14 protein-coding genes are annotated in these 13,966 nt (G+C 67.6%); 4 read left to right on the plus strand and 10 right to left on the minus strand.

The annotated features are described in order from the left end of the window. Positions 1-24: 24 nt before the first annotated feature. Both BWQ93_RS20300 and BWQ93_RS20305 read right to left on the minus strand, forming a co-directional pair. Positions 25-2,526, minus strand: a complete 2,502-nt coding sequence (locus BWQ93_RS20300) for an ABC transporter permease (protein ID WP_077032074.1) — start codon at positions 2,524-2,526, stop codon at positions 25-27. Beyond that, positions 2,526-3,236 carry an ABC transporter ATP-binding protein gene (locus BWQ93_RS20305; RefSeq protein ID WP_077032075.1) on the minus strand — a complete coding sequence of 237 codons (711 nt, stop codon included), beginning with the start codon at positions 3,234-3,236 and terminating at the stop codon, positions 2,526-2,528. Before BWQ93_RS20305 ends, BWQ93_RS20300 begins: the two co-directional genes overlap by 1 nt. A 22-nt stretch (positions 3,237-3,258) precedes the next feature. Between BWQ93_RS20305 and BWQ93_RS20310 the strand changes: the two genes are divergently transcribed. Beyond that, positions 3,259-3,972 carry an arylesterase gene (locus BWQ93_RS20310; RefSeq protein WP_083721241.1) on the plus strand — a complete coding sequence of 238 codons (714 nt, stop codon included), beginning with the start codon at positions 3,259-3,261 and terminating at the stop codon, positions 3,970-3,972. On the opposite strand, the gene BWQ93_RS20315 is transcribed toward BWQ93_RS20310, so the two are convergent. The 5 genes from BWQ93_RS20315 to BWQ93_RS20335 form a co-directional block, all read right to left on the minus strand. Beyond that, on the minus strand, positions 3,969-4,613 hold the full coding sequence (locus tag BWQ93_RS20315) for an MOSC domain-containing protein (RefSeq protein WP_077032076.1): 645 nt from the start codon (positions 4,611-4,613) through the stop codon (positions 3,969-3,971). The genes BWQ93_RS20310 and BWQ93_RS20315 overlap by 4 nt on opposite strands. A 300-nt stretch (positions 4,614-4,913) precedes the next feature. After that, complete coding sequence (locus BWQ93_RS20320) at positions 4,914-5,369, minus strand: outer membrane protein (protein WP_077032077.1); 456 nt, start codon at positions 5,367-5,369, stop codon at positions 4,914-4,916. A gap of 228 nt (positions 5,370-5,597) precedes the next feature. After that, entirely contained in the window at positions 5,598-6,848 is a 1,251-nt protein-coding gene (gene rlmN / locus BWQ93_RS20325) for a 23S rRNA (adenine(2503)-C(2))-methyltransferase RlmN (RefSeq protein ID WP_077032078.1), read from the minus strand. 81 nt (positions 6,849-6,929) lie between these two features. Next, on the minus strand, positions 6,930-7,274 hold the full coding sequence (locus BWQ93_RS20330) for a hypothetical protein (RefSeq protein WP_077032079.1): 345 nt from the start codon (positions 7,272-7,274) through the stop codon (positions 6,930-6,932). A 291-nt stretch (positions 7,275-7,565) separates the two neighbouring features. Next, positions 7,566-8,309 carry an SDR family oxidoreductase gene (locus BWQ93_RS20335; RefSeq protein WP_077032080.1) on the minus strand — a complete coding sequence of 248 codons (744 nt, stop codon included), beginning with the start codon at positions 8,307-8,309 and terminating at the stop codon, positions 7,566-7,568. 115 nt (positions 8,310-8,424) lie between these two features. Between BWQ93_RS20335 and BWQ93_RS20340 the strand changes: the two genes are divergently transcribed. Next, positions 8,425-8,817, plus strand: coding sequence for a winged helix-turn-helix transcriptional regulator (locus BWQ93_RS20340; RefSeq protein WP_077032081.1), 393 nt, complete (start codon positions 8,425-8,427; stop codon positions 8,815-8,817). A 74-nt stretch (positions 8,818-8,891) separates the two neighbouring features. Here BWQ93_RS20340 and BWQ93_RS20345 read toward each other — a convergent pair whose 3' ends face one another. After that, positions 8,892-9,233: a UrcA family protein gene (locus BWQ93_RS20345; RefSeq protein ID WP_077032082.1), complete on the minus strand. Its 342-nt coding sequence runs from the start codon at positions 9,231-9,233 to the stop codon at positions 8,892-8,894. A gap of 151 nt (positions 9,234-9,384) precedes the next feature. Here BWQ93_RS20345 and BWQ93_RS20350 point away from each other — a divergent pair, with 151 nt between their 5' ends. Continuing rightward, positions 9,385-10,266, plus strand: a complete 882-nt coding sequence (locus tag BWQ93_RS20350) for a LysR family transcriptional regulator (RefSeq protein ID WP_077032083.1) — start codon at positions 9,385-9,387, stop codon at positions 10,264-10,266. Positions 10,267-10,276: 10 nt separating this feature from the next. On the opposite strand, the gene BWQ93_RS20355 is transcribed toward BWQ93_RS20350, so the two are convergent. Together BWQ93_RS20355 and BWQ93_RS20360 are read right to left on the minus strand one after the other, a co-directional pair. Further along, entirely contained in the window at positions 10,277-11,863 is a 1,587-nt protein-coding gene (locus tag BWQ93_RS20355) for a hypothetical protein (protein ID WP_198040435.1), read from the minus strand. A 225-nt stretch (positions 11,864-12,088) separates the two neighbouring features. Beyond that, on the minus strand, positions 12,089-12,586 hold the full coding sequence (locus tag BWQ93_RS20360; protein WP_077032583.1) for a hypothetical protein: 498 nt from the start codon (positions 12,584-12,586) through the stop codon (positions 12,089-12,091). A 173-nt stretch (positions 12,587-12,759) separates the two neighbouring features. Between BWQ93_RS20360 and dnaN the strand changes: the two genes are divergently transcribed. Beyond that, the gene (gene dnaN / locus BWQ93_RS20365) at positions 12,760-13,875 is read left to right on the plus strand and encodes a DNA polymerase III subunit beta (protein ID WP_077032085.1); all 1,116 of its coding nucleotides are present in this window, start codon (positions 12,760-12,762) and stop codon (positions 13,873-13,875) included. Positions 13,876-13,966: the final 91 nt, after the last annotated feature.

Consider the following 13,966-nt stretch of genomic DNA (forward strand, 5'->3'; position numbering starts at 1 on the left):
TCGACACGAGCGGGAAGGGGGTCGCTACAGGCTCCGGAGCGCGCTTGCCGGCCGCACCGACAGCAGCGGCCAGCTTCCGGCGATCCCGATCAGGAATGCCAGCCCCGCGCCGCCGAGCAGGGTCATGCCGACGACGAACGGGTCGGGCGCAAAGCTGAAGTCGAAAATCTGCGTCACCACATACCAGCCCGCACCGAGCCCCAGCCCGAGCGCCAGCGCGGCGAGGATCAGTGCGAGCACCGCATATTCCAGCCCCTGCGCGCCGAGAATCTGCCCGCGCGTCGCGCCGAGCAGCTTCAGGATCACGCTGTCGTAGACGCGCCGCTCGCGGCTCGCCGCGATCGCGCCGATCAGCACCGCGATGCCGGCGAGGATCGCGATACTCGCCGCCGCGGCGATCGCCTGGCTCATCTGGGTCAGCAAGGTCGTGACCTGGCCGATCACGTCGCGCACCGCGATCAGCGAGGCCGAAGGGAAGGCGCGCGGGATGCTGCGCGCCAGTTCGGCTTCGGCCGCCGGCGGCACTGCGACCGTCGCGACCATATTATGCGGCGCGGCGTCGAAGCTGCCCGGCGAGAAAACGAGCACATAGTTCAGCCCGAAATTGTCCCATTCGACGGTGCGGAAGGAGGCGACCTTGCCCTGTACCTCGACCCCCAGCACATTGACGGACAGCGTGTCGCCGATCTTGAGGCCCAGCGTCGTCGCGACCTCCTGCTCGACGCTGACCAAGGGCGGGCCTTTGTAATCGGCCGCCCACCACTGGCCCGCGGTCAGCGCGCTGCCATTGGGCAGTGTAGGGCTATAGGTCAGCCCGCGGTCGCCGCGCAGCACCCATGCGCCCTCGGGCAATTGTTCGAGCTCGTCGACGCGCTGGCCCGCATATTCGGTGACGCTGCCGCGCAGCGCCGGGATTAGGTTGATGTCGGCATCGGGCGCGGCCTGGGTGATCATCGACCGGAACTGGCCAGCCCCGTCGCGCGGGATGTCGAGCACGAAAAAGCTCGGTGCACGCTGCGGCACGGTGCGCGATATTTCGGCGGTGATGCTCGTCTGGATCGCGGCGAGCGTCACGAACAGCGTGAGGCCCAGACCCAGCGCCACCACCAGCGCGCCCGTCGCCGCACCCGGCCGGTGCAGATTCGCGACCGCGAGGCGCAGCAGCGGCTGTTTGGGCCGCGGAACGAGGCTCGCGCCGATGCGCACAAGCCAGCCGATGCCGACGAGCAGCAGCAGCAGTCCCGCCGCCGCGCCGACGAAGCCGAGCGCGAACCAAGGCTCACGCGCGGTGCCGACCGCCAGCGCCACGATCGCCGCCAGCGCCGCGCCGACCGCGAGGATCGTGCGAGTCTCAGGCCGCCCCGCACCGTCGATCGTCGCCCGGAAAAGCCCCGCTGCGGGCACGCGCCGCGTCGCCGCGAGCGGGGGCAGGGCAAAGGCGATGGCGATGAGCAGGCCGTACGCCGCGCTGATCGCCAGCGGCAGCGGATAGATGGCGACGCCGGGCTTCACCGGCAGCACGTCGCCCGCGATCGCCGAAATCGCCGCGGGCGCGAGCGCGCCGACGACGAGTCCCGCAAAGATCGATACCGCCGCGACCGCGAGGATCTGCAAGCCATAGATGCGCATCACCGTACCGCTGTCGGCGCCCAGCACCTTCAGTGTCGCCAGCCCCGGCCGCTTGCCCGCGAGGTAACTCGCGACGCCGTTGCCGACCCCGATCCCCGCGATCACCAGCGCGGCGAGCCCGACGAGCGACAGGAATTGCCCCATTCGCTCGATGAAGCGCCGCGTCCCCGGCGCGCCGTTGCTGCGGTCGGTGATCTCCCACCCCGCCTCGGGGAATTTTTCGGTCAGCGCTTTGCCGACTGTTTCGGGATTGGCGCTATCGGGAAGGCGGACGCGATATTTGCTCTCGTAGAGGCTGCCAGGCTGGATCAGCTTCGTCGCTTCGAGATCGCCGAGCCCGATGATCGCCACCGGGCCCAGCGTGAAACCTTCGCCCAAGCGGTCGGGCTCCTCGGCGATAATGCCGTCGATAAGAAAGTTCTTGTCGCCAAACTTGACCTGCTCGCCGACCTTGAGCTGGAGCCGCGAGGCGAGGTCGGCGCCGATCCAGATCGCCCCCGCAGGCGGCGGACCGCGCCGCACGCCGCTCTCGAGCCGCATCGTGCCGTAGAGCGGATAGGCGCCGTCGACCGCCTTGAGCTCGGACAGCAGCGCCTCGCCATCGGGATCGTTCGCCATTGCGCGCATCCGCACCGTCGCCGATGCCTGACCGAACTCGCGAAACGCCGCCATCTCGGCGTCGCTCGCCTGCCGCTGCGGCAGGGCGAATTCGATATCGCCGCCGAGGATCGTCTGCCCGCGCACCTCGAGTTCCGACGTGATGCCGCGCGTCAGGCTGCCGATCGCCGCTAGCGTCGCAACGCCGAGGAACAGGCATACCGCGAGCAATCTCAGCCCGCGGATCCGCGTCGCGAGGTCGCGCCTTGCGATGCGCCAGAGGGCGGCGAGGGGCAACATCAGCGCGGCGTCCTGCCGGCGCGTTCCTCGTCGATCCGTCCGTCGTGCATCACCAGCACCCGGTCGCAATGCTCGGCGAGCTCGGGGTCGTGGGTGATGACCAGCAGGGTCGCGCCCAGCGCCTTGCCGCGCGAAAAGAGCAGGTCGACGATCGCATGTCCCGTCGCGGTGTCGAGATTGCCCGTGGGCTCGTCGGCGAACAGGATCGCGGGCTCGCCGGCCATCGCGCGCGCGATCGCGACGCGCTGCTGCTCGCCGCCCGACAGCTGCGCGGGATAATGGGTGAGGCGGTGACCGAGGCCGACGGCTTCCAGCTCGGCGGCGGCGCGTCCGAAGGGATCGGCATGGCCCGCCAGTTCGAGCGGCACCGCGACATTCTCCAGCGCGGTCATCGTCGGCAGCAGGTGGAAGGCCTGCAGCACGATGCCGATCCGCCCGCGCCGCGCGCGCGCGAGGCCATCCTCGTCGAGCGTCGTGAAGTCGGTTCCCGCGACATGGATCGTGCCGCCGCTCGCGCGTTCGAGCCCTGCGAGCACCGCCATCAGCGAGCTTTTGCCCGACCCCGACGGCCCGAGCAGCGCCACCGATTCCCCCGCGGCGACGCTGAGGTCGATGCCGCGCAAAATTTCGACGGGGGCCTTGTCGGTGCCCAGCGTGAGCGTCACATTATGGGCGGCGATCGCGGCGTCAGCCGACGGTCGGGAGAGCATGGTCAAGAAGGGACCCTTTGGAATGATCAAGGCCGGATGGCGCTCGTTATTGGTATATGGTTGCGTCGCTGCGCTTTGCCAACCGCTCGCGGCGTGCGGATCGGCGGAAAATGGCGCGGCTTCGACGAAGGAGGGTCCCGCTTCGACCAAGACCGCCGCGGTCCCCGCCGATGCGCCGCTGGTGATCGCTTTCGGCGACAGCCTCTATGCCGGCTACCAGCTCGGCCCGAAGGAAGGCCTCGCGCCGCAATTGCAGGCCGTGCTCGCTGCCGATGGCGTCGTCGCGCGGGTGCAGAATGCGGGCGTCTCGGGCGATACCACCGCGGCGGGGCGCCAGCGCCTCAGCTTCGTGCTCGACAATGCCAAGGTAAAGCCCGCGGTCGTGCTGCTCGGGCTCGGCGGCAACGACATGCTGCGCGGCATCGACGCCGCGCAGACCCGCGCCAATCTCGACGCGATGCTCGCCGAACTCAAGAAGCGCGAGATCCCGGTCGTCCTTACCGGCATGATGGCTTCGCCGAACATGGGCCCCGACTATGCTGCGAAGTTCAACCCCATCTACCCCGAACTTGCCGCCAAATATGACGCGAGCCTCTATCCCTTCATCCTCGACAATGTGGTGACGAACAAGGCGCTGATGCTCGGCGACAATGTCCATCCCAATGCGAAGGGGGTGGCGGTCATGGCCGAAGCGCTGGCGCCGCTGGTCGAGGAAGAATTGCCGGGCGCGGACTAACCCGCGAGCTTCTCCGCGCGCACGCGCCAGGTCGCGGCGAGCGCATCCATGTTCGCGAGGTCGCGCAGCGCCGCGGGCTCGCGCTTGCCCGCGCCGCCGATCAGCAGGGCGAACACCCGCTCGACGCTCCATTCGGGCTGCGGCCGCTTGACCAGTTCGAGGCTGTCGCCTGCTGCCGCCGCGCCCTCCTCGACCACACGGTAATACCAGCCGCTGCGCCGCGTCGTGACGACCGTGGCGGGTACGGTCGCAACCCCGAATCGGTGCCCCAGTTTCCAACACGGTTGGCGCCCTTGGCTGATCTCGACCAGCGCGCTGCCGAGGCGATAGCGGTCGCCGATGCACGCCTCGGTCTCAAGCAGCCCTTCGGTCGACACATTCTCCCCGAACGCGCCGGGCGTCTCCAGCAGCGCGTGGCCGCCGAGCTTCTCGGCCCACCAGCGATAATGGTCGCGCGGATAATGGTGGATCGCCTTGTCGGTGCCGCCATGCACGCTGAGGTCGGCCTGCTCGTCGCCCGCGATGCCGAGGAAACCGACGCGCTGCGGTCCGGCGACGGGGGTCTTGGCGATGGCGCTGGTCTCGTCGCCGCGAAAATGGCGGGCCTTGCCGGTCAGGATGGCGTCGATAGGGATGGGCATGGGATGCGGTTTAGCCATTTGGGGGCCGTGCGGGAAGCGTCTGCTTTGGGGTGGAGAGCGGACGTCGCCGATCCTCCCCCGCAGGGGGAGGGGGACCACCCGAAGGGTGGTGGAGGGGTACGTGCAGTCGAGCGCGGTGCATGATCTCTCGTACCCCTCCACCATGCTTCGCATGGTCCCCCTCCCCGTTCCGGGGAGGATCGGCTTTGGCAGCAAACGCCCGAAGTCCGCCGCCGCCGCCCAAACGAAAAAGGGCGACCCTTTCAGGCCGCCCTTTCCCTTTACCGTCAGGCCTTCAAATCAGAAGGCGAAGCCGAGACCGGCAACCGCGGTGTTGATGTCGGTGCCGTTCAGCAGGAAGCGGCGGTACTCCACCTTCCCGTAAACGTTCGAACCGAACTTGTGCTGATAACCGGCGCCGATGTGCGCGGCGTCGCCGTCGTTGAAGCTGTAACCGGCGGCGGCATAGAGCTTGCCCTGCTCGCCGATCTTGGCGCCGACGCGGCCGGTCAGGCCGAACACGACGTCCGTGCCACCGACGAGAATCTTGTCGGCCGAAGCTTCGACGCCGGCAAAGGCGCTCGAACCCAGGTCGAAATCATAACCAGCGGCGACACCGGCCACGGCTTCTTCGCTACCACCGGCCCAGGCGATACCGCCGCGGGCTTCGATACGGCCTTCGCCGCCTTCGGCAGCGAACGACGGGGTGGCAACGACGGCCGAGAGGAGAGCGGCTGCAACTGCGAACTTCTTCATTTTCTTTTCCTTTGCTTTGCGGGATCACTTCTTTTTGTCGATCGCGACCCGGGGCCTAAATGGCGTTCGAAGCTGTCGCGTCAATGAATGGACCCTTCAAAATGTGACAATTTTCTTACCTGTGTTGTTTTTGCAACACACGGCGCCGCAGGCGCGACGAGGGGCGGGGCGTGGCTGGGCGTCCCGAACGATCAATATCGGTGGAGAGGATTGCGGCGCGTGCGCCCGTCAGCCGAGCGCCGCCTGCTTTTCCTCGGCGATGCGGTCGAGTTCGGCGCGGGTCGGCTTCGTCGCGGCGCTTTTCAGCTGCCCGCACGCCGCCATGATGTCGCGCCCGCGCGGGGTGCGCACCGGCGCCGAGATGCCCGCCTTGAAGATGAGGTTGCTGAAAGCCTTGACGCGTTCGGGCGTCGAACATTCGTAAGGCGCGCCGGGCCAGGGGTTGAAGGGGATGAGGTTCACCTTTGCGGGCAGCTTATATTGCTTGATCAGCCGGACGAGTTCGCGCGCATCGTCGTCGCTGTCGTTCTTGTCCTTCAGCATCACATATTCGAAGGTGATGCGCCGCGCATTGTTCGCGCCCGGATAGTCGGCGCACGCCTGCAGCAATTCCTCGATGCCGTATTTGCGGTTGAGCGGCACGATCTCGTCGCGGATTTCCTTGCTGACCGCGTGGAGCGACACGGCAAGGTTTACGCCGATCTCCTCGCCCGCGCGCGCCATCATCGGCACCACGCCGCTGGTCGACAGGGTGATGCGGCGCTTCGACAGCGCCAGCCCGTCGCCGTCCATCACGATCTTGAGCGCGCCCTTGACCTCGTCGAAATTATAGAGCGGCTCGCCCATGCCCATCATCACGATGTTGGTGAGCATCCGGCCGTCGGCGGTATAGTGCCCGACCGCATCGTCGTCGGCATCCTCGTCCTCGGGATCGGCGCCGAAGCCAGCCATCGTGCCCTTCGGCCATTCGCCGAGCGCGTCGCGCGCCAGCAGCACCTGTCCGACGATCTCGCCCGCACCCAAGTTGCGGACGAGGCGCATCGTGCCGGTGTGACAGAAACGGCAGTTCAGCGTGCAGCCGACCTGGCTCGACACGCACAGCGTTCCCCGATCGGCGTCGGGGATGAACACCATCTCATATTCCTGGCCGTCGGCGGCGGCGAGCAGCCATTTGCGCGTGCCGTCGCTCGACACCTGCGCCTCGCGCACGGTGGGGCGGCCGATGATGAACCGGTCGGTCAGCCAGGGGCGCATCGTCTTGGCGATGTCGGTCATCGCCTCGAAATCGGTGACCCCGCGGTGATAGATCCAGTGCCAGATCTGCTTGGCGCGCAGCTTCGCCGCCTTGGCGTCGAGCCCGGCCTCGACGAGCACGCCGCCGATGGCTTCGCGGGTCAGCCCGACCAGGTCGATGCGGTTGCCCCCGCGCAAGGGAACGGTGCCCGTGGTAACGGGGTCGATATGGCCGGGGATCTGCATGATGCGCGGCCATATAGGGGGGAAGGGCGACTTGTTCAATCTATGCTCATCCCCTCCCGCCTGCGGGAGGGGAGAGAAAGGTCAGTGCGCCCGCGCCTCGCCCAGCGCTTCGCCGAAGGGTTCGGCGCAGCCCACGGCTTCCTCGGGCGGCACGCCCGCGCATTTGGGGAAGATCGCGTCGAGGCGGCGCTTCAGCGTGTCGTCGAAGGTCGGCTGGTTCGAGATTCGCGCGTTGCACACGGTGAGTTCCGACCGGATCGCACCCTTGATCCGCTCGAGCCCGTCGGGGGTCAGGATACCCGCGTTGAGCAATTCCTCGCACAGCTGGATCAGCCCGACGGTGGTGGCATGCGCGCGCAGGCCGATGAAATCGAGCGTCCGGTGCCGCTCGCGGGCTTCCGCATCACAGCGGCTTGTACCAGTCATTCCGGCATCTCCCTCTCCGTTGCCGTTTGCGACCGCACGGCGCGCTTGAGGGCGTCTGTCCGTATCGTTCGGGAGGGATCATGCGCTGAGTCGGGGCCATCGGCAAGCGCTTATGTAACTAAGTGTCTCCACGCGGGCCGCGAACGCAATTTCCCCTCCCGCAAGCGGGAGGGGCAGCGAGACTTGCGAACTTGTCCGCTAGTCGCAGCGGGGTGGGCATCGCAGCGGCCGGTGCTCGCCACGCTCGCGCCCACCCCCCGACCCCCTCCCGCTTGCGGGAGGGGGAATCCATCACAGCGACTTCAGCATCGCCAGCACCTGCGGCACATTGCCGTTCGCCTCGGCATTGCGGAGCGGCAGGACATTCTGCACCAGGATCTCCTCGGGCGTCGGCTGCTGCGCGAACAGGGTCATCACCTCGTCGGCGAAGTCGCCCAGCGGCATATAGCCCTCGCGTGTCGACTGGCCGGGGGTCAGGTCGGTGCGCACCGCGGGCGGCGCCAGCTCGATCACCTCGACCTTGCCCGCGAGCTGGATTCGCAGCGCAACCGAATAGCTGTGCATCGCCGCCTTGGTCGCCGAATAGGTCGGCGCCCCCGGCAGCGGCACAAAGGCGAGGCCCGAGGTGACGTTGACGATCGCCGCGCCCTCCTGCGCCGCCAGATGGTCGACCAGCGCGTCGATCAGCCGAATCGGGCCGAGGATATTGGTCACGACCGTCGCCTCGGCATGATCGAGGTCGCGCTTCGCGCTGGCATCCTCGGTCGCCATGATGCCTGCATTATTCACCAGCACATTGAGATCGGGATAGCGCGCGACGATGTCCTTGGCAAAGGCTGTGATCGCATCGGCGTCGGTGACGTCGAGCGCCACGGCCGTCATATTCGCGCGTCCCGCGATCGCGGCGTCGAGCTTCGCGGCGTTGCGCCCGGTGACGATTACGCGGTTGCCCGCGTCGTGCCAGCGCAGCGCCAGCGCCAGTCCGATGCCCGAGCCGCCGCCGGTGACGAGAATGGTGTTGCCTGTGGTCTTCATGGTCGTTCCTCCATTGGGGGTGGTGAGACCGTCGAGATATCGCTATACTCTCCAAAAGGAAGTAGGCACCCGAAAGTGCTGTACTTACCGCAAAGAGAGATTTGGATTTTCAGCGATGCACAGCCCCGAAAAAATTTCCTACGATCCCGATGCGCCCGGCGACCCGCGCGTCGAGGCGCTGGTCAACGAACTCATCGGCCGAGTCGCCGACAAATGGACATTGCTGCTTTTGGAGGCGCTGGAGGAGTATGGCGAGAGCCGTTTCACACGGCTGGCGCAGCTCGTGCCGGGGATCAGCCAGAAGATGCTGACGCAGACACTGCGTGCGATGGAGCGCGACGGGCTGGTCCACCGCACCGTGCATCCGGTGATTCCGCCCAAGGTCGAATATCGGCTGACCGGGCTGGGGCACAGCCTCGGCGAGGCCTTTTGCGGGGTCTGGCAATGGGCCGAGGCGCATCTGTGCGAAGTCGAGGAAGCGCGCGCCGAATTCGACGGCCGTGGCTGACGGCAAAAGGCCGTGTTTCCCCGCCGGGGCGGGGAAACACGGAATCGCCTGGAGTGCCTTCAGGCTTTGGTGGATTATTTCGCGAGCGCGCTCACGCGGATCGGCTCGGCGCGCGCCGCGCTGGCGATGACCGCGTCGGCCTGCGCCGTCGCAAGCTGCCGCGTGTCGCGGCGGCACTGGCGCACGTCGTTGGTGCCCGCGAAGTCGAAGTTCGACACCGGGCCGCAGACTTCGACGACCGCGCGCCAGATGCGCCGGTCGAGCGCCTTCGCGCCCGCCTTGGTCGCGAGGTCGAGATCCTTGTGCTGGACCACCACGCTGGGATTGGCGGGGAGATTGGCGGGCGCGTCCTGGGCGAATACGGGCTGGCCGACCGAGGCGGTGGCGAGCGCGGCGAGGATCAGAAGCTTTTGCATCTTGTGTCTCCTTCGTCCGGCTGAAGAGGAGGGGAGGAAGCCGGTAGGCGACAGATAGGCTGCACGCGAACGCCACGGGAGCAACGATGTTGCCGGACTATTCTGCAAAATTGCAGAATGGCGCAGGGGCGATTATGGCGCACAAGACGCCATGTACGACTGGAACGACCTCAAGGCCTTTCTCGCGGTCGCCGAGACCGGCAGCACGCTGGCGGCGGCGCAGGCGCTGCGCGTCAGCCAGACCACCGTCGCGCGCCGAATCGCCGCACTGGAGGAAGCGACCGGGCTCAATCTGTTCGAGCGGCGCCAGGCGGGCTATGCGCTGACCCCGGTGGGCGAGGCGATGATGGCGAGCGCGCTCGCGGTGCGCGACGCCGCCGACCGCTTCGGCGACGCCGCGGGCGCCAAGTCGCGCGATGCCGGCGGCACGGTGAGCCTGACGACGATGGAAATCTTCGCGGTGACGATCCTGCCGCCGATCCTCCGCGACCTGCGCGCCGAGCATCCCGGTATCCACATCCATCTCGAGACGACCGACGAGCCGCGCGACCTCGCGTCGGGTGCCGCCGACATCGCGATCCGCAGCACCAAGCAGCCGTCGGGCGGCGGGCTCGTCGGGCGGCGCATCGCCGACAATCCCTGGACCGTCTATTGCAGCCGCGACTATGCCGACCGCCACGGCATCCCGCACACGCGCGAGGAACTGGCGGCGCACCCGTTCATCGGCGGCGGCGGCTATGTCTGGGAACCCTATCAGGCGTGGCTGCGGCGGCATGGCCTGGAGAATTCGGTCGTCATGCAATATGACAGCGCTTCGGGCCTGCTCGCGGGCGTGCGGTCGGGCATGGGGCTCAGCGTCCTGCCGGCCTTTCTCGCCGACCGCGAGCCCAGCCTCGTCCGCTGTATTCCGGCGATGAGCGAGGACACAACCGGGCTGTGGCTGTTGACCCACGAACGGCTCCGGCATGTGCCGCGCGTGCGGCTGGTGCTCGACTTCCTCGCTGCCGCGCTGACGCGGCTGGCGCGGAGCTAGGCGGCGCCGCTCAATCCAGGCGATGATTGCCGTCGAGCGAGTCGGCCAGCGCCTTCACCAGCGCGGCTTCCTCCGGCCCCAGTGCGGCAAACCTCTTGTAGAGCCGTGGGTGGTGAAGCGCGAGGCCATAGCCGGCGAACCGGCCGAAACTGGGGCAATCCCTGGGGAGCGACTCGCGGTCGAGATCGGGCCCGGCGCGCCACTCGCCGGCGAGAATACGGCTGTTGACGATGTCGAACAACGCCGGGCCGGTCGCGGCAAACTCGTCTTCGGGCAACGCCGCGAGCATCATCGCGGCGTCGCGGACACGATAATATTTGCCGCCCGCGCGCGCCGCCTTCAGCCAGGTGACCAGCCTTTGCCCGTCGCCGGGACGGAACAGCCTTGGCGTGTCGCACATCCGCTGAAAGATGTTGCCATCGTTCGGCTCCAGCGGCGCCTCGGCGACGTTGCGCCAGAAGGCCGCGATGCGTTCGCGCTCGTCCGCCGCCGCTGCGGCCAGGCTCGCCGCGAGCAGCCCGCTTTCGCCATCGGCTCCGAACAGCGTCGTATCGTCGTTGCGCCCGCCATCCTCCGCCCGCGCGGTGAACAGCCGTGGCAGCATATGATAGTCGTTGCTCCACTCCGGCCCCAGCCGCACCGTCTTGTCGGGCGCAAAGCCGATATGCCATTCGCTCTTGCCGCCGAAGATCGCGGTCCAGTGAAAGACGGTGAAGATCGGTACGGGCGCGACGATATGCGCATGGCCCCAGACCACCACGCGCTCGCCCGCGCCATCGGTGAGGCTCAGCCGGTGCAGGTAGCCGCCCACCAACAGCGAGCGATAGCGCGCGATCGTCGCGGTCAGCCCCTCGACCGGCTCATCGTCGGCGGGGCGTTGCAGCACCGGCTTGGCGTCGGCACGCGGCAGGTGCCAGCCGGCGGGGCCGACATCCTTGCACGCCGCGCGCAACCGCGTCATGCCCTCTGCCGACAATCGGTGCAGCATCACTGGCTGCGCCGGGCGCTGGCCGCGCAACGGCGGGCCGGGCAACGACAGGACACGCGCGATATCGGCGCTGTCGATCAGGGTGCGCGCTTTCGACGCGGTATGCACTTCACCCGTCACGATCACCGTCGCGTCGCCGGGATCGACCGGCGACCAGCTGTCGGCCGCCGCCCGCAAGTCGGCCAGCTTCCTCTTGCCGCCGATCCGCTGCACCGCATAGAGCAGCACGAACCCCGCCGGCAGCGCCGCCCACCACGGCGCGACACGCCCCATCGCCACGTCGATCGTCAGCAGCAGCATCGACCCCGCGATCAGCACGCCCTGCGCCAGCGGCGCGCGGAACGCCATCATCCCCCAGGCGACGATCGGGATCGACATCGGGATGCCGAGCATCAGCGCGGCCACGAGGGGATGCCACCAGGCGAGGCCGCTCCCGGGCGCGGTCGCCGCCGACAGCGCCAGCCGCGTCACCCACAGGATCGGGCCGAGCAAAAAGGCGATACCGATCAGCGGGTGATAGGGGATCGGCATCGTAGCGATCGGGAAGATCCAGCGAAACCCCAATGTTCGCAAAACACCGCCGATCGCCATACCGCTCCGCCCCGCCATCTGAGGGGGAATAATAACCGCCTTTCCTTTCACTTGCGTTAGGGAAAGCGGGTTCGCAAAAAGCGCCTTCCCAAGGATTCACATGTGATCCAAGCTGGAGGATGAAGACTCGTCCAAGCCGTTGCGCCCGCGCGCTGCCGATCGCCGCCCTCAGGCGGCGCCTATGCGCCGAACCGCGATTCCAGTGTGACGTTGCGCAGTTTTGGGTGCTTTTTCGGCCGGGCCTCACCCCAGCCTTGCGCACCCCAATGCCGCCGCGTCGATCGCCGTCGCCGCCCCGCGCAGGCGGTAGGTATCGGCGATCGAGCCGCCGCTCGTGCTGGTGCTTTCGACGCTCATGCTCGGTGCCGACCGCATCGCGGCGACGATCGCCGCGTCCATCCGCGCGTCGCTGGCCCAGCCGTGCGCGCCGTTGCCCGTCAGGATGAAGCGGCGGCTGCCGATCGTCAGCCGCAGTTCGGCGCCTTCGCGGCGCGCCTTCGACAGCCGGATGTAGAATTGCCCGCGGATGCGCGACTTGGGCCAATAACCGACGCTGGCATAGGCTTTGACCTGCGGCGTGCCGATCGTCGCCGCGGGCGCGGCGATCGCATAGCAGCGCGGCGTGCCGGGATCGCGAAATGCGCCCCAGCCGTCGAAGATGCCGAGCGCGGTGCGCGGCGCCGCGAGCGCCACGGCGGGGGCCGCCGCCAGCAGGAGCAAAAGGGGGAGGGCGCGGCGCATCGCGCCTCGATTGCGCGATTGGTCCGCCTTTGCAAGCATGGCTTGCACGCCGCCACGCGCACGTTAAGGATGGGTGACATTTTCGGGGGCAGGGAATCGGGGTCTTTGGGCCCGCAGTGCCCTTGACCCTCCAGGGGCTTCTCCCGCACGAGCATTAGGATGGCGGAATACAAATGAAAGCGACGATCGAACGCGCGGTACTTCTGAAAAGCCTCGGCCACGTCCAGTCGGTGGTCGAACGGCGCAACACCATCCCCATCCTATCGAACGTGCTGATCGAGGCCGACGCCACCGGTCAGTTGAAACTCATGGCGACCGACCTCGACCTGCAGGTGGTCGAGACGATCGCGGCGAAGGTCGAAACCGCCGGCACCACCACCGTGTCAGCGCATACCCTGTTCGAAATCGCCCGCAAGCTGCCCGAGGGCGCCGAGGTCAGCCTCGCCGCCGCCGAGGGCAAGATGCAGGTCAAGGCCGGCCGCTCGAACTTCAACCTGCCGACGCTGCCGCGCGACGATTTCCCGGTGATCGCCGAGGGCGACCTGCCGACCAATTTCGAACTGCCCGTCGCCGAGCTGATCGAGATCATCGACAAGACGCGCTTTGCCATCTCGACCGAGGAAACGCGCTATTATCTGAACGGCATCTTCTTCCACGTTGCCGAGGATGCGACGGGCCCGGTGCTCAAGGCCGCGGCGACCGACGGCCACCGCCTCGCGCGCTACACCGTGACGCGCCCCGACGGCGCGGCGTCGATGCCCGACGTCATCGTGCCGCGCAAATGCGTCGGCGAAATTCGCAAATTGCTCGACGAGGCCGAGGGTAATGTCGAGATCAGCCTGTCGGCGACCAAGATCCGCTTCCAGCTGGGCAACGCCGTGCTCACCTCGAAGCTGATCGACGGCACCTTCCCCGATTACAGCCGCGTCATCCCGACCGCGAACGACCGCCTGCTCAAAGTCGATCCGAAGAGTCTTTTTCAGGGCGTCGACCGCGTCTCGACGATCGCCAGCGAAAAGACCCGCGCGGTCAAGGTCGGGCTCGACAAGGACCGCATCACGCTCAGCGTCACCAGCCCCGAAAACGGCACCGCCGCCGAGGAACTCGCCGCGGCTTACGACAGCGAGGCGATGGAGATCGGCTTCAACGCGCGTTATCTCAGCGACATCCTCGGCCAGGTCGACGGCGACAATGTCGAGCTGCACTTGGCCGACGCCAACGCCCCGACGCTGATCCGCGAAAGCGAGAAGAGCCCGGCGCTGTACGTGCTGATGCCGATGCGGGTCTAATTCCTTGTCCCTTGATGGGAGAAGGATATGAAGCCTTGCGCCTTTGGCGCTAGGCGGAGTTGGATGAGGGTGATGGTGCGTCCTTGCACCG

This window comes from Sphingopyxis sp. QXT-31 (assembly GCF_001984035.1).
Taxonomy (GTDB): domain Bacteria; phylum Pseudomonadota; class Alphaproteobacteria; order Sphingomonadales; family Sphingomonadaceae; genus Sphingopyxis.

What these genes read in the sequence shown, in the direction of transcription:
- BWQ93_RS20300 (WP_077032074.1), bottom strand. Translation starts at nt 2,526, where the DNA reads ATGTTGCCCCTCGCCGCCCTCTGGCGCATCGCAAGGCGCGACCTCGCG.
- BWQ93_RS20305 (WP_077032075.1), bottom strand. Translation starts at nt 3,236, where the DNA reads ATGCTCTCCCGACCGTCGGCTGACGCCGCGATCGCCGCCCATAATGTG.
- BWQ93_RS20310 (WP_083721241.1), top strand. Translation starts at nt 3,259, where the DNA reads ATGATCAAGGCCGGATGGCGCTCGTTATTGGTATATGGTTGCGTCGCT.
- BWQ93_RS20315 (WP_077032076.1), bottom strand. Translation starts at nt 4,613, where the DNA reads ATGCCCATCCCTATCGACGCCATCCTGACCGGCAAGGCCCGCCATTTT.
- BWQ93_RS20320 (WP_077032077.1), bottom strand. Translation starts at nt 5,369, where the DNA reads ATGAAGAAGTTCGCAGTTGCAGCCGCTCTCCTCTCGGCCGTCGTTGCC.
- rlmN (WP_077032078.1), bottom strand. Translation starts at nt 6,848, where the DNA reads ATGCAGATCCCCGGCCATATCGACCCCGTTACCACGGGCACCGTTCCC.
- BWQ93_RS20330 (WP_077032079.1), bottom strand. Translation starts at nt 7,274, where the DNA reads ATGACTGGTACAAGCCGCTGTGATGCGGAAGCCCGCGAGCGGCACCGG.
- BWQ93_RS20335 (WP_077032080.1), bottom strand. Translation starts at nt 8,309, where the DNA reads ATGAAGACCACAGGCAACACCATTCTCGTCACCGGCGGCGGCTCGGGC.
- BWQ93_RS20340 (WP_077032081.1), top strand. Translation starts at nt 8,425, where the DNA reads ATGCACAGCCCCGAAAAAATTTCCTACGATCCCGATGCGCCCGGCGAC.
- BWQ93_RS20345 (WP_077032082.1), bottom strand. Translation starts at nt 9,233, where the DNA reads ATGCAAAAGCTTCTGATCCTCGCCGCGCTCGCCACCGCCTCGGTCGGC.
- BWQ93_RS20350 (WP_077032083.1), top strand. Translation starts at nt 9,385, where the DNA reads ATGTACGACTGGAACGACCTCAAGGCCTTTCTCGCGGTCGCCGAGACC.
- BWQ93_RS20355 (WP_198040435.1), bottom strand. Translation starts at nt 11,863, where the DNA reads ATGGCGGGGCGGAGCGGTATGGCGATCGGCGGTGTTTTGCGAACATTG.
- BWQ93_RS20360 (WP_077032583.1), bottom strand. Translation starts at nt 12,586, where the DNA reads ATGCGCCGCGCCCTCCCCCTTTTGCTCCTGCTGGCGGCGGCCCCCGCC.
- dnaN (WP_077032085.1), top strand. Translation starts at nt 12,760, where the DNA reads ATGAAAGCGACGATCGAACGCGCGGTACTTCTGAAAAGCCTCGGCCAC.